The following is an 18912-nucleotide window of genomic DNA, read 5'->3' on the forward strand; positions in this document are numbered from 1 at the left end:
TCCGGCCCGCGGGCCTTCCCTTCGTTCGCACGGGAGGCTGCCGGTGAAACGCTCCCTCACCCTGGACGACCTGATGGTCGCCGGAATCGCCGTGGTCGCGAGCCTCCTGGCGGCCTTCCTGTTGCGCGTGCTGCTGCGCTGGCTCGGCAAGCACGCGTTGCGCACCCGGTGGAGCGGCGACGACTTCCTCGTCGACGCGCTGCGAACTCTCGTTCCCTGGGGGGCGATCGCCGCGGGCGTCTCGGCGGCGGCCGCGGTGCTTCCGCTGACCGCTCCGGTCGGGCACAACGTCAACAAGGTCCTGACGGTTGTGCTCCTCTTCGTCGCGACGCTCACCGCGGCCCGGCTCATCACCGGCCTGGTGCGATCACTGGCCCAGTCGCGGTCGGGGGTCGCCGGTTCGGCCACCATCTTCGTCAACATCACCCGGGTCGTGGTGCTGGCGATGGGCTTCCTCGTCGTCCTGCAGACGCTGGGGATCTCCATAGCCCCGCTGCTCACGGCCCTGGGTGTGGGTGGTCTGGCCGTCGCGCTGGCCCTGCAGGACACGCTCGCCAACCTCTTCGCGGGCGTCCACATCCTCGCCGCGAAGACGGTCCAGCCCGGCGACTACATCCGCCTCAGCAGCGGTGAGGAGGGCTACGTCGTCGATATCAACTGGCGCAACACGACGATACGACAGCTCTCCAACAACCTGGTCATCATCCCCAACGACCGGCTCGCGCGCACCAACATGACCAACTTCAACCGCCCCGAGCAGCAGATGACCCTCATCGTCCAGGTCGGCGTCGGCTATGACAGCGACCTGGAGCACGTCGAGCGAGTGACCACCGAGGTGGTCACGGAGACGATGACCGAGATCACCGGCGCCGTCCCGGACCACGAGCCCGCCGTGCGCTTCCACACCTTCGGCGACTCCCGCATCAGCCTCAACATCATCCTCGGCGTGGGCGAGTTCAGCGACCAGTACCGGATCAAGCACGAGTTCATCAAGCGTCTGCACAAGCGGTACCGCGACGAGGGCATCCGGATTCCGGCGCCCACCCGGACGGTGGCGCTGCAGCCCGGTGGAGCGGAGCTTCTGGAGTCGGGCATCCCGCATCAGCGCGAGGCCCCGACACGGATGTAGAGCCGGGCGAAGCAAGCCCGCCCGGCTCCGCGCCGTACGTCGTCAGAGGGTGGCGGTCGAGTCGGGGTAGTGGCCGGGAACGCGGTTACGGGGTGCGACCAGGCCCGGGGGCACCGGGGCGACCGTCCAGTCCGGATGGTTCGGCATACGGGGCGTCTTCGTGCCGTACAGCCAGTCCCTCAGGAAGCCGGACAGGTCCTGCCCCGAGACCTCTGAGGCGACCGCGATGTAGTCCTCGGTGCTCGCGGCGGAATTGCGGTGGCGCTCCAGGAAGGTGCGCTCGATGCGCTGGAAGACGTCCTCGCCGACGAGTTCGCGCAGCGCGTACAGCACCAGGACACCGCCCAGGTAGCGCTGATTGTCGAAGAGGTTCGCGGCGTTCGGCGCCGCGACCGGCCCCGAGGACTGCCGCCACAGGTCGCCCCTGGCGTACGTGTCCTTCATCCGGGCTTCCAAGCTGAGGAGGCCGAGCCCGTCGGCCCAGCCGCGCTCGTAGCGGTACAGCAGCCCGTAGTAGTCCGCGTGGCCCTCGTTCAGCCACAGGTCGGCCCAGCTGGCGGGGCTGACGCTGTTGCCGAACCAGGAGTGGACCAGCTCGTGCATCATGTGCGAGCCGATCTTCTTCTCCTCCTGGAGCAGGAAGTTCGGCTTGTACAGCGTGAGGGTCTGCGTCTCCAGGCCCGTGAAGTCGAAGGCCTTCGGGTCGTCGGAATTGCACGGCAGCAGGCCGTACGTCTCGAGCGGGAAGGCGCCGAGCCGCTGCTCCAGCCACTCGAGCTGGCCGGGCGTGAGAGCGAGCGCGGGTTCGAGGGCGGCGGCCCGCGCGGTCGGGACGACGTCCCGCAGCGGCAGCCCATGGGGACCTTCCCGGTGCGTCACCGTATAGTCGCCGACCGTTATCTGCACCAGCTCGGTGGCCATCGGGGAGCGGGAGACATAGGTGTACGCGGTCCGGTCGCCGTTCAGGTCCTCCGTGCGGACCAGGGTGCCGTTCGCGACGCCGCGCAGACCGCTGGGGACGGTGATGCGGAAGCTGAAGGCCGCCTTGTCCGTGGGGTGGTCGTTGCAGGGGAAGACGGTGTGCGCCAAGTTCGGCTGGGCGCACACCGCGAATCCGTCGGGGGTGACGACCCAGCCGGTGTAGGCGAGCCCAGGGAGCGACCGGCTCGGGTCGGCGGAGTACTCGACGCGGACCGTGACAGTGGCATGCTTCGGCAGGGTCCGGGCGGGCGTGACCCGCAGCTTTTCGTCCACCTGCTCGAAGGTGGCCGGGCGCCCACCGACCCGCACGGCCTGGACGTCCAGGCCGAGCGCGTCGAGGGAGAAGCGGGAGAGGTTCTGGGTCGCCCGCAGAGTGAGGGTCGCGGTGGCGTCGACCAGGCGGCTCGTCGCGTCGTACGAGAGGTCGAGGTGATAGGCGCTCACGCGGTAGCCGTCGTTGCCGAGGGCCGGGTAGACCGGGTCCGGCTCGGGGAGGGTCTCCCCACCCGGGGTGCCCGGACGCCGTGAGGCCGGGGCCTGGGCGTGCGCCGCCGTGGTCCCCACGGTGAGCGCCGCGGCCGTGCCGATAAGGGCGGCCACGGGGGCCGTCACTCGCGTGCGATATCTCATGGTTCGCTTTCGTTCGGACGACGGGGGCGGGGCGCCCTGCCGTCGCCATAGTTCAATGATCATCTAAAAGGACCGCAAAGTCGGAGGAGCGGTTGCAGGCGGCACACACTTTCCGCTTTTTCTGTGCCGCGGCCGTCCTGATCGGTTGCCTGCTGCGGACCCCTGTCGAGCCGAGGCTGCTCACGAGATATCTTGATATCGAGCAATGTTGCAGACGTGGAGCGGAGCACCCGGTGACTGACTCGACCATCATTTACACGCACACTGACGAGGCCCCGGCCCTGGCGACGTATTCGTTCCTGCCGGTGGTCCAGGCGTACGCCTCGCAGGCGGGTGTCGCTGTGGAGACCCGTGACATCTCGCTGGCCGGGCGCATTCTCGCGCTCTTCCCCGAGTTCCTCCAGGAGGAGCAGCGCGTTCCCGACGCTCTCGCCGAGCTCGGTGAACTGGCGAAGACCCCCGAGGCGAACATCATCAAGCTGCCGAACATCTCGGCCTCGATCCCGCAGCTGAAGGCCGCGATCGTCGAGCTGCAGGAGCAGGGCTACGCACTGCCGGCCTACCCGGACGACCCGAAGTCGGACGAGGAGCGCGACATCCGCGCCCGCTACGACAAGGTCAAGGGCTCCGCCGTGAACCCGGTACTGCGCGAGGGCAACTCCGACCGGCGCGCCCCCGCGTCGGTCAAGAACTACGCCAAGACCCACCCGCACCGCATGGGCGCCTGGACCCCCGAGTCGAAGACGAACGTCGCCACCATGGGCGTCGACGACTTCCGCTCCACCGAGAAGTCCGCGGTGATCACCGAGGCCGGCTCGCTGCGTATCGAGCTGGCGGGCGACGACGGCTCCACCACCGTGCTGCGTGAGTCCGTACCCGTCCTCGCGGACGAGGTCGTGGACGCGTCGGTCATGCACGTCGCGCCGCTGCGCGAGTTCCTCACCGCGCAGATCGCCAGGGCCAAGGCCGAGGGCGTGCTGTTCTCCGTGCACCTCAAGGCCACGATGATGAAGGTCTCCGACCCGATCATTTTCGGTCACGTGGTGCGCGCCTTCTTCCCGAAGACGTTCGCGCAGTACGGCGCGACGCTCGCCGCCGCCGGTCTGACCCCGAACGACGGTCTCGGCGGCATCTACAAGGGCCTGGAGGCCCTGCCCGAGGGCGCCGAGATCAAGGCCTCCTTCGACGCCGAGCTCGCCGAGGGCCCGGAGCTGGCAATGGTCGACTCCGACAAGGGCATCACCAACCTGCATGTTCCGTCCGACGTGATCGTCGACGCCTCCATGCCGGCGATGATCCGCACCTCAGGCCACATGTGGGGCCCGGACGGCCAGGAGCACGACACCCTCGCGGTCCTCCCGGACAGCAGCTACGCCGGTGTCTACCAGGTCGTCCTCGACGACTGCCGCGCCAACGGCGCCTTCGACCCGGCGACGATGGGCTCGGTCCCGAACGTCGGTCTGATGGCGCAGAAGGCCGAGGAGTACGGCAGCCACGACAAGACCTTCGAGATCCCGACCACCGGTACGGTCCGTCTCGTCGACCAGGCCGGCAACGTCGTCCTGGAGCAGACCGTCTCCGCCGGCGACATCTTCCGCTCCTGCCAGACCAAGGACGACCCGATCAAGGACTGGGTCAAGCTGGCCGTCACCCGCGCCCGCGCGACCGGCGACCCGGCGGTGTTCTGGCTCGACGAGTCCCGCGCGCACGACGCGCAGCTCATCGCGAAGGTCAACGCGTACCTGCCGGAGCACGACACCGAGGGCCTGGAGATCAAGATCCTGTCCCCGGTCGAGGCGACGAAGTTCTCCCTGGAGCGCATCCGCAAGGGTCTGAACACGATCTCGGTCACGGGCAACGTCCTGCGTGACTACCTGACCGACCTGTTCCCGATCCTGGAGCTGGGCACCAGCGCCAAGATGCTGTCGGTCGTCCCGCTGATGGCGGGTGGCGGCCTGTTCGAGACGGGCGCCGGCGGCTCCGCCCCGAAGCACGTCCAGCAGCTGGTCAAGGAGAACTACCTGCGCTGGGACAGCCTGGGCGAGTTCTTCGCCCTCGCGGCCAGCTTCGAGCACCTGGCGCAGACCACGGGCAACGCGCGCGCCCAGGTGCTCGCCGACACCCTCGACCGCGCCACGGCGACCTTCCTCAACGAGGACAAGTCGCCGACCCGTCGCGTCGGTGGCATCGACAACCGCGGCAGCCACTTCTACCTGGGCCTCTACTGGGCGCAGGAGCTGGCCAAGCAGACCGACGACGCCGACCTCGCCAAGGCGTTCGCCCCGCTCGCCGAGACGCTCACCGCGCAGGAGCAGACGATCGTCGGCGAACTGCTCGCGGTCCAGGGCAAGCCCGCCGACATCGGCGGCTACTACCAGCCCGACCCCGCCAAGTCCGCGGCGGTCATGCGCCCGTCGACGACCTGGAACGAAGCGCTCGCGACCCTCGCCTGACCTACCGTCGGCGCCCAGCGGGCCCGACTGCACCGCCCCGGCCGGATCTTTCGGCCGGGGCGGTCGTGTTGCGGCGCCGCCGCCGGCACCTTCGGCCCGATTCAGAGTGAGGGTCGTGACGGGGTCCTGCGTCTCGTACCGGATCCGCACGACGGCTCCTCAGCCACGGGGCAGGCCGAGCACACGCCCGGCGATGATCGTGCGCTGGATCTCGGACGTGCCGCCGGCGATGGTGCCGCCGAAGCTGCGCGCGTAGCGGTTGAACCAGCTGGCGGAGTTGTCGTCGTAGCTCATGTGGTAGTACGGCGCTGTTGTCGCCGGATGTACGAGCCCGTCCGGCCCGGCCGCCTCCAAGGCCCGTTCCAGGGCCCGCTGCGAGGCCTCCGAACCGAGCACCTTGAGGACGGACAGGGCGGGTACGTCCTGCTCGCCCCGGGCGGCGCGGGCCAGGGCGGCCGAGCCGAGCAGGCGCAACGCCTGGAGGTCCATGACGAGGGTGGCGTACCAGTCCTTGTCGAGGGGTGTGGTCGGGCGGAAGTCCCGTACGACGTCGCCCATCCGCTCGGTCTCGCCCAGCCACATCAGGGTGCGCTCGTGCCCGAGTGAGCCATTGGCCACCCGCCAGCCCTGGTCGAGCGGGCCGACGAGGTTCTCGGCGGGGACGCGCACGTCCTCGAAGAAGACCTCGTTGAAGTCCTTGTCCTCGGGGCCGGTGTACGAGGCGAACGGACGGCGGGTCACCCCGGGGCTGTCGGTGGGGATCAGCAGCGCACTGATCCCCTTGTGCTTGGGGGCCGCGGGGTCGGTGCGGACGAAGGTGAGCAGGACGTCCGCGTCGTGGGCGCCGGACGTCCACACCTTCTGTCCGTCGACGACGAAGTGATCGCCGTCCGCGACGGCACGGGTGCGCAGGGAGGCGAGGTCGGAACCGGCGCCAGGTTCGCTCATACCGAGGGCCGCGGTGATCTCGGCGCGCAGGATGGGCACGGCCCAGCGGTGCTTCTGCTCCTCGGTGCCGAAGGACAGCAGCGAGGCGGCGATGATGCCGACACCCTGGGGGTTGAAGCTGTGGCAGATGCGACGCCGGGACAGCTCCTCCAGATGGACGTACTGCTGGAGGACGGTGGCGCCCCGTCCGCCGAACTCCGGTGGGTTGCCCGGCAGCAGCCAGCCGGCGTCGAACTGGAGGCGCTGCCAGCGCCTCGCCCACTCGGGGATGTGCCCTGTGGAACGGGACCGTTCGGTTGCCTCCGCCTCCGCGGGGAGGTTGGCCTCCAGGAACGCCGCGAATTCGGCGCGGAAGGCCTCGACGTCGGCGTCAAAGGTCAATCGCATGGCACTCCTCCGCTATCAACGCCCGGTGCTCGATCGCGCCGCCCAGCATCAGCTCACCTGCCTTGGCCCGCTTGATGGCGAATTGGAGGTCGTTCTCCCAGGTGTGGCCCATCGCCCCGGACAGCTGCACCCCGTGGCGGAACACCAGGGCCTGGCACTCGCCCGCCGCCGCCTTGGCCATGGCGGCGGCGAGCCGGCGACGCGGGTCGTCGGCGGCGATCGTCAGCGCCGCGTAGTAGCCGAGGGCCCGTGCCCGCTCCACCGCCACGTGCATGTCCGCCGCCTTGTGCTGCACGGCCTGGAACGAGCCGATGGGAGCGTCGAACTGACGGCGGGTGCGGACATGGTCGAGGACCAGGTCGAGGGCCCGGCGACAGGCGCCGACCATCGTCAACGCCATGCCCGTGACCGCGAGTTGACGGGCGGCTTCCGGGTCGGCGGTGCTGCGCGCCCGGTCGGTCACCCGCACCCCGGGAAACGAGACGTCGGCGACATGCAGCACGGGGTCGAAGACGGGAGTGCGTACGGCGGTCACCTCGGCGGCGGGCACCACGAACACGCCCGCCTCGGTCACGACGGCCAGTAACTCGGCCCGATCCCCGTCCAGCACATGGCGCGCGGTGCCCTGCAGCACCCAGCCGCCGCCAACCGCGCGGGCGGATACTCCCGCGAAAACACCGGTGCCGGACTGTCCCGGGCCGGCGAAGTGCGGTGCGAGGGGGGCGAACTGGGTCATCGTCGCGAGATAGGGCGTGGGGTCCGTGGCCCGGCCCAGCTCCTCCAGGACGATGGCCAACTCGACCGCGTCCGCCGGGTCGGCCAGCTCGGTCCAGCCCAGGTCGGCGTAGACCCGCCACAGCGGAGCCGGGTCGGCACCGTCGTCGACGACACCACGGACCAGCGCCGGCGGGCACTCCTTGGCGACGACCTCGTGCACGGTGTCCCGCCACAGGCGCTGCTCCGCGTCGAACTCAAACAGCATCGGGCCTCCCTGCCGGTGTCCCGGTACACACCACGGCGAGAACGTGAACGAGCATGCGAGAATTACATTCTCGCTATATGGAATTGAGAGTCTCCCTCACATCCCCCGAGGAGTCCAGGCTCGACACAAGGCGCTTGCCGCTTCGCCGCAGGCATGAGTGTGCGGACACGGCGAACCGCCGGTGATGATGCGGGGCGACAGTCAGCGCCCGGTTCGGGCGCACAGCTCAATCTCGAAGAGGGGAAACGACCTACGCAAAAAGGGTCCTCACAGGCTTTCACCTGCGAAGACCCTTCGCACCGTCGGGACGACAGGATTTGAACCTGCGACCCCTTGACCCCCAGTCAAGTGCGCTACCAAGCTGCGCCACGTCCCGATGCGTCTCACCTGCGGTCACCCGCGTGATCGTGCAGGTAAACACTACCGCACGCGCAAGGGAGGACCTGCACACGAGGAGGTCACCAGGTCGGTGTGCTCAGTTCGGCCGCCGCGGTGCGCAGCGCGTCGGCCAGGCGGGCGGCGGGCTCGGGCAGTGGGTGCGGGAGACGGGCCAGGACGAGGCGGCGGTGCTCCTGAGAGGGCGGTTCGTGATTTGATGTCCGTTTCCAGGTGAGGTTGGGGCAGGGCTGCTGGTCACGAGGCTTCGGTCGGCCTACTTCTTCTGGGGAGTGGGGCCCGGGTGGGCTCGGCCCTGGTTGCGACGTGGGCCGTCGAGGTGAGTCAGCTACTGCATTTGGGTGCCCTAACCGGTGCTGTTCGCCGGTTCGCTATCAGTGCGCTGCCGATGATGTCTGGCAAGTCCGCCGGGCCACGGCGCGTCCGACGGCATGTGAGAGCCGCCGCGTACGGCTTGGTCGGGTTCATCTGCGAATTCGACGGCATGAAGGAGCATCATGCGGCCTGCGCGGCGCATCGTGGGATCCCTGCTGGGGGCTCTGCCTTTGCTGGTGAGTCTAGCTTTCGTCCCGTCCGGTGCGCATGCCCGGACACCGGACGGTGGTGAGCGGCGGACACCGGCCGCGGCGTCGGCGGACGGACAGGGCGACAGGGCGGTGACGTCCCGGCGTGCATGTAGTCCCGCACCAGGTCCAGACAAGGCCACCTGTCTGGCCTTGATCCGAACCGACCTCCCGGCGGTGAGGAGCCTGTCCCCGGGGAGGAGACCGGCCGGCTACGGGCCCGCCGACATCCGGAGCGCCTACCAACTGCCCCGCCGTGCCGGCCGCGGGCAGACGGTGGCCATCGTCAATGCGTTCGACAATCCCAACGCGGAGAGTGATCTGGCGGTCTACCGCCGCACCTTCAAGCTGCCGCCGTGCACCACCGCCAACGGTTGCTTCCGCAAGATCAACCAGAATGGCGGCAGTACACCGCTCCCGCCGACGCAACCGCCAGGTGAGGACTGGGCACTGGAGACCGCCCTCGACACTGATGCAGTCAGTGCGGCCTGCCCTGACTGCAAGATCCTGCTCGTCGAAGCCAACGACGACACCTTTGGCAATCTGCTCACGGCTGTGCAACAGGCCCGCCTCCAGGGCGCCAAGTTCATCTCCATGAGCTGGGTCGACCCAAACGGGGAGAACCCCGTCCAACCGACCCTCGACCAGATCTACTTCAACTTCCCTGGCATCGCGTTCGTGGCCGCCTCGGGTGACAGCGGTTTCAAGGTCCACTGGCCCGCTGCCTCCCAATACGTCACTGCTGCCGGCGGAACCCGCCTCGACCGTGTCCGCCGGCCGGTGCCCGGCCCGCAGAGGCAGCGACGCCACTGGTACGAATCCGCATGGACCGGCGCCGGCTCCGGCTGCTCCCAGTTCCAGCCGAAACCGCCGTGGCAGACCGATCCCCTTTGCCCCCGGCGCACCGTCGCCGACGTCTCCGCGGTCGCCGACCCAGCGACGGGCCTCGCCGTATACGACACGTTTCAGTTGGGGGGCTGGGTAGTGGTCGGCGGCACAAGCCTGTCCACCCCCCTGATCGCCGCCAGTTATGCCCTGGCTGGCACCCCAGGCCCAAACGACCGCCCCAACTCCTACCCCTACGCCAACCGCCGGAAGTTCTGGGACATCACCCAGGGCTCAAACGGTTCCTGCGGCGGCACCTACCTGTGCACCGCCGTCCTGGGCTACGACGGCCCCACCGGCGTCGGCACACCCCGTGGAGTCCGAGGCTTGCGACCCTGACCACACGCCGGGACCGACGGACAAGCGACGGTCTGCCAGGGCGCAATGCCAGGTAGCTTAAGTGGGCGTTCTATGACGCTTTCATTCGGCCTGAGTTGAGTCGGGCCTTGCCGGCCGGGGCAGGATGAAAATGCCTGGCTCGGGCTCGGTGAGGATGCCGCGGTTGACGAGGCGTTTCAGCTTGGCGCGCATGTTCTCGATGTGTCGCGGTTCCAGTCCGTTGCCCAGTGCCCGGCAGATGTCCTTGGCCCGGAGTCCTTCCCCGCCCTGCTCAAAGGGGGTGAGGACTTCGCGGTATCCGGGTGGCAGCGGCTCGGGCGGATCGGTGCCGTCCTCGGAGGCCAGCTCCAGCACGGTCTCGTGAGTGATCTTCAAACGGTCCAGGGTGCGCTCGGCCGCTGCCAGTTGCCCGGTGAGCTGGTTGATCTGCTCAAGCAGCTGCTCGGCCGTCTCGCGTATGAGCCGCTGCCGGGTCTCGATCTTGTCCAGGAGCTCCCTCATCGACGCTCCCGTTCGTCAAGGATGCCGTGTGCCAGGCAGGAGGGTCGCGCCAGGACGGGGTGGAGGTGCGGGTGAGGCGGCGGAGCATGACGGCGGACATGGACCAGTGGATCCACGCCTCCGAGCTGGCCGGCTTCGCCTCAAAGTCGCGCGCGAGACGTCGGTGCAGCATGAGGGTGCCAAAGGACTGCTCGACTACCCACCGCTTCGGTTCGGGCGTGAACCCCCGCTGCCCGGGCTCACGGTGCACGACTTCGACGTCGATGCCGATCCGGGCGCCGTGCTCGACGACGGCGTTCTTGAACCCGGCGTCTGTCCACGCCTTGGTCACGGTGGGCGCGGCGGCGGCGACCTTGTCCAGCAGGGCGATGCCGATCGTGTTGTCGTGCACACTCGCGGCGGCCACGACAACGGCGATGACCAGGCCGAGGACGTCGGTGGCGATGCCGCGCTTTCGGCCCGGGCTCCTCTTGCCCGGATCCAGCCCTGTCGTCTCCTTCGGGGCGTTCACCGAAGCCCGCACTGTCTGCGTGTCGAGTACCACGGCGGTGGGGTCCTCGCTTCGCCTGCGGCTTTCGCGGACCTGCCAGCGAAGCAGGTCGTGGACGGTCTCGGCGGTGCCGTCGTCACGCCACTTGGCGAAGTAGTAGTACACCGCGCTCCTCGGCGGCAGGTCGTGGGGCAGGTAACGCCACTGGCAGCCGGTGCGGGCCTGGTAGAGGATCGCGTTCGCGATCTCCCGCATGTCGTAGCTGCCCTCGTGGCCGCTGACCGAGGGATGCCCCGCCTTCCAGGCGGTGATGACCGGCCGGATCAGCCCCCAGGCTTCATCCGACAGGTCACTCGGGTACGGAAGACGTCCACTCACGCCCACCAGCACACCGCGCGTCGGCCACCTCGTGAAGCCGAGAACCAGACAACCCGCCCTCAACCGCTACGAGAGCCGCTGAATTCTCGCGGAACACCCTCTGAGGGCCGCCGCGTACGGCAAGGACGCGGACGCCGGGGGGTGCGGCCGGGGCGAGTGCGGCAGGCACGGTGGTCAGGCCACAGCCGGCGGCGACGAGGTTCAGCTTGGCCAGCCAGTCGCGGGCGGTGTGCGCGATCTCGGGGCGTTCGTCGAGGCCGGGCCAGACCCCCATCGGCCGCTCCTCTCCGGTGGAGGCGCTGGCGATCCAGCGCTGTCCGCGCAGGTCGGCCACGTCGACGGAGTCGTTCACGGCGAGCGGATGGGTGGCGGGCACGGCGAGGCGCAGGCTGCGTTCGCCGAGCGTCTCCAGGGTGAGCGGCGGCGACTGCGTGCCAAAGGAGCGGAACGGAGGCGCCGAGGCGAGCAGGACGAGGTCCAGGGTGCTGGCTCGCAGTGCGCGGACCAGGGCTGGTGTGCTGCCCTCCCGCGTGCTGACGGCGATCGCGGGGTGGCCGAGGGGCAGTGCGGCCACGGCCCGCGGCAGCAGAACGGCACCGGCGATGGTGAACCAGCCGAGGCGCACGGCCCCGCCCTCGGCGGGCAGGCCCGCGAGTTCGCGCGCCGTGGCGTCGATCTCGTCGAGCACGGTCACGGCACGGCGCAGTACGACACGCCCCGCGGCGGTGAGCCGCACCCCGTCGCGGCGTCGCTCCAACAACGGTGCCCGCGCGGCCCGTTCAAGCGAGGCGATCTGCCGGGACACCGCGGACTGGGTAGCCGAGGGCCGCGGCCGCGGAGGTGAGGGTGGAGCGCTCGGCCACCTCACGGAAGACGCGCAGCGCGACCAGCGAGACATCAGTCCTGAGGGGGGTGGGGGCGGCAAGGAATTACCAGCGAGTAACTAGATGTGAGCATGCCATGAAGTCGTGAAGACCTGCTTCACATTCCCGCTCCCCTCAAGGGTGATGTACGCCACGCCCACGACTCAAGAGCAGTTGGGTACCGTACGAACTTGCCGGAACCACACATCAATTGACGATCCGTCGGATCAGTGATCGGGGACACGCCGGGCAGACCGACAGGCCGGGCGGGGCAGGACGACGGCGACCCGCCCCGCCCCTCCCGGCTCCCCGTCAGGCGTTGGGGTCGAAGGGGATACCGGCCGGCTTGGCCTTCACCAAGTGGTTGTTGAAGTTGCCGTCCTTGAGCCCGAACACGGCACTGCCGAAGTCGTATTGGCTCAGCTTGTCGCGCAGACCCGCGGGGTAGCCGTTCCAGCCGACCAGGGCGGGGAACTGCCATACGTGCTCGTGGTTCTCCGGCGGCTCGTCGTTGGTGTTCGCGGGGCGGAAGCAGTGCGTGCTCAGGCCGTCCTTGTGGTAGACGATCTTCGGGTGCGTACCGTCCCAACGGATCTGGTCACGGCCATAGATGTTGAAATTGCCGTGGGCGGAGGTGGAGACGTACTGGGCAACGTCGTTCTGCACCCAGACCACGACGTGCTCCCAGTCATTGCGGTGCCCGCCGAGGCCACTGCCGGCCACGGCCTGGTCCTTCTCGAAGTAGAGGCCGTACATGATCGCGCACCAGCCGTTGTTGCACTTCTCGCGTGAGTAGCCGTTGGTGTTGTCGAGGTCCGAGGCGTCGCGGCACTGGCCGTTGAGGGCACCGGACGGATTGAGGCCGCCGTTGATCGTCCCGTCGGGGCCGATCGCGGGACTGGAGTAGCAGCCGTCCGTGTCGTAGTCGAAGGCCGGCTGGAACGTCTGCTCAAGTCCGTCCGCATTGGCGGGCAGGGCCGTGGGCGGCGCGGCGAGCGCGCTCCCCGGAAAGGCCACGACCAGCGCGACGGCGCTGCCGAGGATGAGCGAGACCTTGCGGATGCGCGAACTTCTCGTCACTGCGTCCCCTTGATCGACCGCGGTGTGGGCACGGGCAGCCGGATTGGCATGCCCGGATCACCTTTTCCCACTTCGTCGACAAGGCAAGCGTCAGGAGGTGTCGCCGTGATGAAGGGTCAGCCAAGGGAAGGATGGGGCGAGTTGGACGAGGGGCAGTCGAGTGGGGGGCGGGTGACCGCCCTGCGCGCACACCGGACTACCACAGAGAGCCCAGTCCGGTTACTCCCCCCGTGGCAACGGCTCCCCGGCCGCAAAGTCCGTTGCCCCTACGCTGCCCGAGTGGGCACCGCCGCGCGGTACACCTCGTAAATCACGCCGGTGACCTGCTTTTCCGCGCGCTGGTCGGCTGGGACCGAGGCGCCGCGACGCCTTGATGTCCGTCTCGTCCCCGCGTCGCCGCAACCGCAGTTCGCCCATCGGAGTCCCTCAGGACGTTGGCCGCCCACGGGGGTTGCGGCCAACAGCTTCCAGGGGGAAAACATCATGCGCACTACATCTGCGTCCGCACCCGCATCCCGCTCCGGCCGACGCGCCACCGCGCTCGGACTCGCCGGTCTGCTCGCCACCGCGGTGATCGCCACGACCACCGCGTGCGCGGGGAACGCGGACACCGCGGTCCGTTCCACCAGCACCAAGACGGTTTCGCCCAAAGGGCTGCCGTCGGTGGAGGGCAAGGCGTACGGCTACAACCCGTACGCCTGGGCCACCCGCAGCCCGAGCAGGATCGGCGTCTACGGCATCACCCTGCACGGTCAGAGTTTCAGCAAGGGCGGCCAGGTGAAGATGGTCCTCTACAAGGACTCCCGCATCACGGGCATTCCCAGCTGGTACAAGACGACCACCGCGCGCACCGTCTGGGGGCGCCCCGGCGGCGGCTTCGATGTCACGACGGGCCTGCTGGACTGCACAGCCTACGGCTACGCGCGCAACTCCACTCTGATGGTCCTCGACGTCACCACCAACACCTGGTCCAACAAGGTCCGCGTCTCCACGGATTGCGGAAACTGAACGATCCGGCAAGGGCAGGCGTCCGTACGGAAGCGCGGGGACGGCGTGGGCGGCCTCAAGCGCCCGTTTCGGGTCCCCAGTACTCCGGCCCGATGCCGCGCCAGTCGATCAGTGGGGACACCGCCGCGGTCACGGGGTCCACGTCCAGACCCGCGCGACGCAGGAACTCGGACAGGTCCTCGAGGTTGTAGGCCAACCCGAGGTTCTCTCCGTGCACACGCACTCGGCGGCCGCCGGTCTCCGCCGGCGGGGCCACGATCACAGGCAACGGTTCGGACATGGTTCCAGCCTCGCCTGTCCGGTCCGGGCCTGCATCCCGACTGTGTGAACGTTCATGCCTTCTCCGTCTCCTTCCCGTCGCGAGCCTTGCGACGGGAACCCCACGGGCAAGAGGATTCAATCACGTGTTCGATTTCTGGCGCACCTCGTGCGCGCTGCCTGTGACTCGCAGCTGTGACTGAGCGCTTCAGTTGACCACTGAGCGCGACACATGGCCGAACTGAGGGCCGTAGTTGGCCGCTTGAGGCGTCCCTGCGGGCGGCCCTGCGTATGTGAGCTGCCGGGGCCTTGCTGAATCGGCAAACGCACTCGTCTTCTCGGCACGGTCTTCCGGATGATCGGCGTTGAGCCAACGCAACGGTGGCAGGGCGCCCTCAGGGCGCACAGCAGACCAAAGGGTCCTGGAGGAGCGTATGTCGCAGCACGTCGCGGAGTTCACGCATCGGTTGGTCTCCTCGCCGGGAGGCCGGATTCACCTGGTGGAGCAGGGAATGGGGCCGCTGGTGCTGCTCGTCCACGGCTTTCCGGAATCCTGGTATTCCTGGCGCCGCCAGCTGCCGGCACTCGCGGCGGCGGGATACCGCGCGGTCGCCGTCGACGTCCGCGGCTACGGCCGCTCCTCGAAGCCGGCCGCGACGCATGCGTACCGGATGCTCGACCTGGTGGAGGACAACGTCTCGGTGGTGCACGCCCTGGGCGAGGAGTCGGCGGTGATCGTCGGCCACGACTGGGGCGCGACCATCGCTGCGAACTCCGCCCTGCTCAGGCCTGAGGTCTTCCGGGCAGTGGGACTGCTGAGTGTTCCCTACACCCCGCGCGGCGGGCCCCGCCCCAGCGACGTCTTCGCTCAGATGGGCGGGGATGAGGAGTTCTACGTCTCCTACTTTCAGGAGCCGGGCCGCGCCGAGGCCGAGATCGAACCCGATGTACGCGGTTGGCTCGCGGGCTTCTACGCGGCCCTGTCCGCCGACACCATGCCCGCACCCGGCGCTCCCGATCCGCACTTCGTCAGCAAGGCCCAGACGCTGCGTGACCGGTTCCCCATCGGCCGGCTGCCCGCCTGGTTCGATGAGAACGACCTTGACGTCTACGCCGGGGAGTTCGAACGAACCGGTGTAACCGGGGCGCTGAACCGCTACCGGAACATGGACCGCGACTGGGAGGATCTCGCCGCCTTCGACGGGGCTCCCATCACCCAGCCGTCCCTGTTCATCGGCGGCAGCCTGGACGCTTCCACGACATGGCTGGCCGACGCGATCAAGGCCTACCCGCTCACGCTACCGGGCCTGATCTCCTCCCACCTCCTCGACGGCTGCGGCCACTGGATCCAGCAAGAACGCCCCGACGACATCAACCGCCTTCTCACCGAGTGGCTCGCCGTCCTGCCCGCCTAACACATTCGCGCGCGCCGCCCAGTGCTGTCGAAACACGTGATCACCGCCCGGGGGAAGGCGCTGCTCTGCCCAGAACTGAACTCCGCCACGTAGCCGGCCGAGCGCCGGGGTTGGCCTGATGGGACGGCGGATCTGGCGTCGACCCGGGCGACTCGCCGCCCGCGGGATCCTCAGCGCCAGGCAATCCTTCGCGCAGCCCGCCGGTACCTCACCCACCCGGAGTTGCACCAGTGGCTGGAGGACCCGGGCACGGGGCGCGGGCCACTGGTTCGGGCCTGTCCGGGAGGCGCGGAGCCGGGTCCCGATACGCTCGGGGCTCGTCGCCCGTTCGCGTCGTCTGACGCAGACGGGTGTGGTGCGCTCTCGGGGCGGGTGGCGCGAACGCTGGACGTCGGCGCCACCTTGATCGTGTTCCGTGTCCTTGCCGCCGTCGGCTGGCTGCCGCTGGTCCTTGTCGAGCGTGGACCGTGGGGGCTCGTCTCGGTATCGCTGGCCTTCTTCGTGGTGTCCTTGGCGATCTCGATCGAAAGCCCGGTGGAGATGAGTTATCGCCAGTCGGTGACGCCCGACCGGCTGCGGGGGCGGATGAACGCCACGATCCGCTCGTTCAACTGGGGGACGGTAGCGGTGGGGGCGCCGGTGGGCGGCTTGCTCGCCGACCAGGTCAGCTATCGGTTCGCCTTGTGGGTGGGCCTGTCCGGAGCGGTCGTTCAGGCACTCGCCCTCGCGGTGTCCCGCACGCGGGAGGCCCGCGCCGCCGATGAACTCGAGCCTTCCGTTGCCGCCTGACGGCAAAGCGGCACGGGCGGTGTTCGCCACGGGATCGAGCCGAGGCTCGGGATCAACGCTCCGCGCGCGTCCGCCAGCCGTGGTCGACCGGTCCGAGACCGGAACCGAGGGCGAATCCCGCCGCAATCGCGCCCGTGACGTAGTCCTTCGCCAGCCGCACCGCCTCCGGTACCTCCCGCCCCCGTGCCAGCTCCACCGCGATGGCTGAGGCCAGGGTGCAACCGGTGCCGTGTGTATGGCGGTTGTCGTGGCGCGGCGCCCGGAACCAGTGCTGATCGACCCCGTCCGTCAGCAGGTCGACGGCCGCGCCGGGCAGGTGGCCGCCCTTCACCAGGACCCAGCGGGGCCCGTACGACAGGAGCCGTCGCGCGGCGCGGACCATGCCCTCCTCGCTCGTCACCTCGATCCCCGTGAGCTCGGCCGTCTCGTCGAGATTCGGTGTCGCCACCGTCGCGACCGGCAGCAGGACGGTCCGTACGGCGTCCAGGGCGTCGTCCGCGAGCAGTCGGTCGCCGTGCTTGGACACGCTCACCGGGTCCACCACCACGGGAGCGGTCGCGTCCGACAACAGCTCGGCGACGGTCTCGACGATCAGCGGAGAGGCGAGCATGCCGGTCTTCACGGCCTGCACCCCGATGTCGTCCACGACACTGCGGTACTGCGCGCGCACCACCGCGGCCGGAAGTTCCCAAGCGCCTTGCACACCAAGGGAGTTCTGCGCGGTGACGGCGGTCAGCACGCTCATGCCGTGTGCTCCCAGCGCGAGCATCGTCTTGAGGTCGGCCTGGATGCCCGCGCCGCCGCCGGAGTCCGATCCGGCGATGGTGAGGACACGGGGCGGGGCGGCGGGCGTCATCGGGGGCATGGTGGTGTCACTCCGTACGGGAGGGGGTGAGGGGGATGAGGGGCGCGGGTCAGTGGCGCGCACGCAGCGGGGCGTACACCGCCAGGGCCACCACGAACGCCACCCCGTAGGCGAGGTCGGCGCCGTGCAGGGCCTGCGCGACCGGGCCGACGTACAGGCTGGTGCTCATGAAGGGCACGGCGGCGGCGAAGGCGGCGACGAACGCCACCAGCGCGGGCCACCACGGCAGTGGTCGCGCGCTCTCGGTGGGCAGGTCGACCGGTGCGCCGCCGCGGGCCCTGGCCCGCAGGAGCCAGTCGACGGCGACGATCGCGACGAATCCGGGGATCCAGTAACCGACGAGCAGCAGGACGTTCTGGAAGCGGCTCGTGGTGTCGGCGGCGTGCATCCACAGCACGAGCGGGAAGCCGAGTGCGGCGGCCAGCGCGGCGGCGAGCGGACGCGGCACACGCAGCCCCATGGTCTGCAGCGCGAGCGAGCCGCTGTAGTCGTTCATGGCGTTGCTGCTCAGGGCGGCGAGCGCCACGGCGAGCAGGCCGAATGCTCCGAGCGCGCCGCCGCCGAGCAGTGTGTCGACGCCCCGGGCCGTCTGGTCGGTGAAGACGGACGCGCCCCACAGGCCGAGCGCCTGGACGGCCACGAAGGACACGCCGATACCGAGGAGGGTGCACCAGAACATGCGCGGGCGGGACGCCGTACGGGGCAGATAGCGGCTGAAGTCGCTGGCGTACGGCGCCCACGACATCGCCAGGCTGAGCGCGATGGTGCAGGTCAGAACGAAGGCCCCGGCCCGGTCGGCGCCGTGCACGGTGGCGGCGGCAGCGGGGTGGGCGCCGTTCAGGAGCTTCACCGACAGGGCGGCGAAGGCGGCGGCGAGGGCGAAGGTCATCACGGTCTGGAGCCGGTGGATCGCCTCGTACCCGAGGACGCCGAGCGCCCCCTGTGCCGCCATCATGACCAGGACGCCCAGCCAGAACGGCCAGCCGCACAGCTGAGCCAGGGCGTCCCCGCCGAAGAGACCGATCAGCGCGTCCCAGGCGATGGAGGACAGCCATTGCAGGGCGCCCGGCACCACCACGGCCCGCCCGAACGCCAGCCGGGCGAGCGGCAGCTGTCCCGCGCCGGTCTGGCTGCCCCAGGTGCCCAGATACGCAGTCGGCACGGCGCCCAGCAGGGTACCGAGGACGACGGCGACGAGCGCGGTCGAGAAGTCCAGGCCGAGGGCGATACCGACGGTGCCGGTGAACACGCCGGTCATGGTCAGGTTGGGGGCGAACCAGACGGTGAACAGGCGGCCGGGGCTTCCGTAGCGATGGTCCTCCGGTACCGGGGCGATTCCGCGCGCCTCTACGCGCAGATCACCGGGTGCGGCGGGCATCCGCCCGTCGAAAACGCCTTGCGGGCCCCCGACGGCCACCTCATTACGGGCGTACGGCAACGACATGAGACATCCCTCCGCCAGTCCTAACTGGTTCAGGTTCAACGGGTGTGATCTCAGCCCTCGTGCGGGGCACCCCGTGTCCGGTTCGGCGGTCAGGATAGCCCGGTCCGCGCCCGCGCCCCACCGGAGGG

Annotated in this window: 13 protein-coding genes, 1 tRNA gene, 3 pseudogenes and 1 riboswitch; of the genes and pseudogenes, 6 read left to right on the top strand and 11 right to left on the bottom strand. The window is 69.4% G+C overall.

Annotated elements, in window-relative coordinates; genetic code table 11:
• The first annotated feature begins 43 nt into the window (after window positions 1–43).
• On the top strand, window positions 44–1129 hold the full coding sequence (locus AB0D57_RS23830; protein ID WP_362076335.1) for a mechanosensitive ion channel family protein: 1086 nt from the start codon (window positions 44–46) through the stop codon (window positions 1127–1129).
• Window positions 1130–1171: 42 nt separating this feature from the next.
• Here the strand turns inward: AB0D57_RS23830 and AB0D57_RS23835 are convergent, their stop codons facing one another.
• Window positions 1172–2740, bottom strand: a complete 1569-nt coding sequence (locus AB0D57_RS23835; RefSeq protein WP_362076338.1) for a M1 family metallopeptidase — start codon at window positions 2738–2740, stop codon at window positions 1172–1174.
• A gap of 233 nt (window positions 2741–2973) precedes the next feature.
• Between AB0D57_RS23835 and AB0D57_RS23840 the strand changes: the two genes are divergently transcribed.
• A complete protein-coding gene (locus AB0D57_RS23840) occupies window positions 2974–5193 on the top strand; it encodes an NADP-dependent isocitrate dehydrogenase (protein ID WP_362076341.1) in 2220 nt (739 codons plus the stop codon).
• 159 nt (window positions 5194–5352) lie between these two features.
• Here AB0D57_RS23840 and AB0D57_RS23845 read toward each other — a convergent pair whose 3' ends face one another.
• The 3 genes from AB0D57_RS23845 to AB0D57_RS23855 all read right to left on the bottom strand — a co-directional run bounded on the left by AB0D57_RS23845 (window position 5353) and on the right by AB0D57_RS23855 (window position 7886).
• Window positions 5353–6528 carry an acyl-CoA dehydrogenase family protein gene (locus AB0D57_RS23845; protein ID WP_362076344.1) on the bottom strand — a complete coding sequence of 392 codons (1176 nt, stop codon included), beginning with the start codon at window positions 6526–6528 and terminating at the stop codon, window positions 5353–5355.
• Window positions 6512–7510, bottom strand: coding sequence for an acyl-CoA dehydrogenase family protein (locus AB0D57_RS23850; protein ID WP_362076347.1), 999 nt, complete (start codon window positions 7508–7510; stop codon window positions 6512–6514). The genes AB0D57_RS23845 and AB0D57_RS23850 overlap by 17 nt, the downstream gene beginning before the upstream one ends.
• Before the next feature lie 302 nt (window positions 7511–7812).
• Window positions 7813–7886: transfer RNA gene (locus AB0D57_RS23855), tRNA-Pro, on the bottom strand.
• 760 nt (window positions 7887–8646) lie between these two features.
• Here AB0D57_RS23855 and AB0D57_RS23860 point away from each other — a divergent pair.
• Window positions 8647–9693, top strand: coding sequence for a S53 family peptidase (locus tag AB0D57_RS23860; protein WP_362076350.1), 1047 nt, complete (start codon window positions 8647–8649; stop codon window positions 9691–9693).
• Window positions 9694–9774: 81 nt separating this feature from the next.
• Here AB0D57_RS23860 and AB0D57_RS23865 read toward each other — a convergent pair whose 3' ends face one another.
• The 4 genes and pseudogenes from AB0D57_RS23865 to AB0D57_RS23880 form a co-directional block, all read right to left on the bottom strand.
• Window positions 9775–10194, bottom strand: coding sequence for a hypothetical protein (locus tag AB0D57_RS23865; RefSeq protein WP_362076353.1), 420 nt, complete (start codon window positions 10192–10194; stop codon window positions 9775–9777).
• Window positions 10195–10240: 46 nt separating this feature from the next.
• Window positions 10241–11062: pseudogene (locus AB0D57_RS23870) on the bottom strand (IS5 family transposase); the annotation flags it as partial.
• Window positions 11063–11162: 100 nt separating this feature from the next.
• Window positions 11163–11952 (bottom strand): annotated as a pseudogene (locus AB0D57_RS23875) (LysR family transcriptional regulator); the annotation flags it as partial.
• Window positions 11953–12237: 285 nt separating this feature from the next.
• Window positions 12238–13005: an NPP1 family protein gene (locus AB0D57_RS23880; protein ID WP_362076356.1), complete on the bottom strand. Its 768-nt coding sequence runs from the start codon at window positions 13003–13005 to the stop codon at window positions 12238–12240.
• A 483-nt stretch (window positions 13006–13488) separates the two neighbouring features.
• On the opposite strand from AB0D57_RS23880, the gene AB0D57_RS23885 reads away from it, so the two are divergent.
• Complete coding sequence (locus AB0D57_RS23885; RefSeq protein ID WP_362076359.1) at window positions 13489–14013, top strand: hypothetical protein; 525 nt, start codon at window positions 13489–13491, stop codon at window positions 14011–14013.
• Window positions 14014–14068: 55 nt separating this feature from the next.
• Here the strand turns inward: AB0D57_RS23885 and AB0D57_RS23890 are convergent, their stop codons facing one another.
• Window positions 14069–14293: a hypothetical protein gene (locus AB0D57_RS23890; RefSeq protein ID WP_362076362.1), complete on the bottom strand. Its 225-nt coding sequence runs from the start codon at window positions 14291–14293 to the stop codon at window positions 14069–14071.
• A 412-nt stretch (window positions 14294–14705) separates the two neighbouring features.
• Here AB0D57_RS23890 and AB0D57_RS23895 point away from each other — a divergent pair, with 412 nt between their 5' ends.
• Complete coding sequence (locus tag AB0D57_RS23895) at window positions 14706–15686, top strand: alpha/beta hydrolase (protein WP_362076365.1); 981 nt, start codon at window positions 14706–14708, stop codon at window positions 15684–15686.
• Window positions 15687–16040: 354 nt separating this feature from the next.
• Window positions 16041–16475 (top strand): annotated as a pseudogene (locus AB0D57_RS23900) (MFS transporter); the annotation flags it as partial.
• Between the two features lie 52 nt (window positions 16476–16527).
• Here AB0D57_RS23900 and thiD read toward each other — a convergent pair.
• Entirely contained in the window at window positions 16528–17340 is an 813-nt protein-coding gene (gene thiD, locus AB0D57_RS23905) for a bifunctional hydroxymethylpyrimidine kinase/phosphomethylpyrimidine kinase (RefSeq protein WP_362076368.1), read from the bottom strand.
• Between the two features lie 49 nt (window positions 17341–17389).
• On the bottom strand, window positions 17390–18784 hold the full coding sequence (locus tag AB0D57_RS23910; protein ID WP_362076371.1) for a cytosine permease: 1395 nt from the start codon (window positions 18782–18784) through the stop codon (window positions 17390–17392).
• Window positions 18774–18868: riboswitch (TPP riboswitch) on the bottom strand. Its footprint overlaps the gene before it by 11 nt.
• Between the last annotated feature and the right edge of the window lie 44 nt (window positions 18869–18912).

The sequence above is a fragment of the Streptomyces sp. NPDC048275 genome (assembly GCF_040652275.1).
In the GTDB taxonomy this organism is placed as follows: Bacteria; Actinomycetota; Actinomycetes; order Streptomycetales; family Streptomycetaceae; genus Streptomyces.

Coding starts and splice junctions, on each gene's coding strand:
- AB0D57_RS23885 (WP_362076359.1), top strand. CDS start 13,489: ATGCGCACTACATCTGCGTCCGCACCCGCATCCCGCTCCGGCCGACGC.
- AB0D57_RS23910 (WP_362076371.1), bottom strand. CDS start 18,784: ATGTCGTTGCCGTACGCCCGTAATGAGGTGGCCGTCGGGGGCCCGCAA.
- thiD (WP_362076368.1), bottom strand. CDS start 17,340: ATGCCCCCGATGACGCCCGCCGCCCCGCCCCGTGTCCTCACCATCGCC.
- AB0D57_RS23845 (WP_362076344.1), bottom strand. CDS start 6,528: ATGCGATTGACCTTTGACGCCGACGTCGAGGCCTTCCGCGCCGAATTC.
- AB0D57_RS23890 (WP_362076362.1), bottom strand. CDS start 14,293: ATGTCCGAACCGTTGCCTGTGATCGTGGCCCCGCCGGCGGAGACCGGC.
- AB0D57_RS23865 (WP_362076353.1), bottom strand. CDS start 10,194: ATGAGGGAGCTCCTGGACAAGATCGAGACCCGGCAGCGGCTCATACGC.
- AB0D57_RS23850 (WP_362076347.1), bottom strand. CDS start 7,510: ATGCTGTTTGAGTTCGACGCGGAGCAGCGCCTGTGGCGGGACACCGTG.
- AB0D57_RS23895 (WP_362076365.1), top strand. CDS start 14,706: ATGTCGCAGCACGTCGCGGAGTTCACGCATCGGTTGGTCTCCTCGCCG.
- AB0D57_RS23835 (WP_362076338.1), bottom strand. CDS start 2,740: ATGAGATATCGCACGCGAGTGACGGCCCCCGTGGCCGCCCTTATCGGC.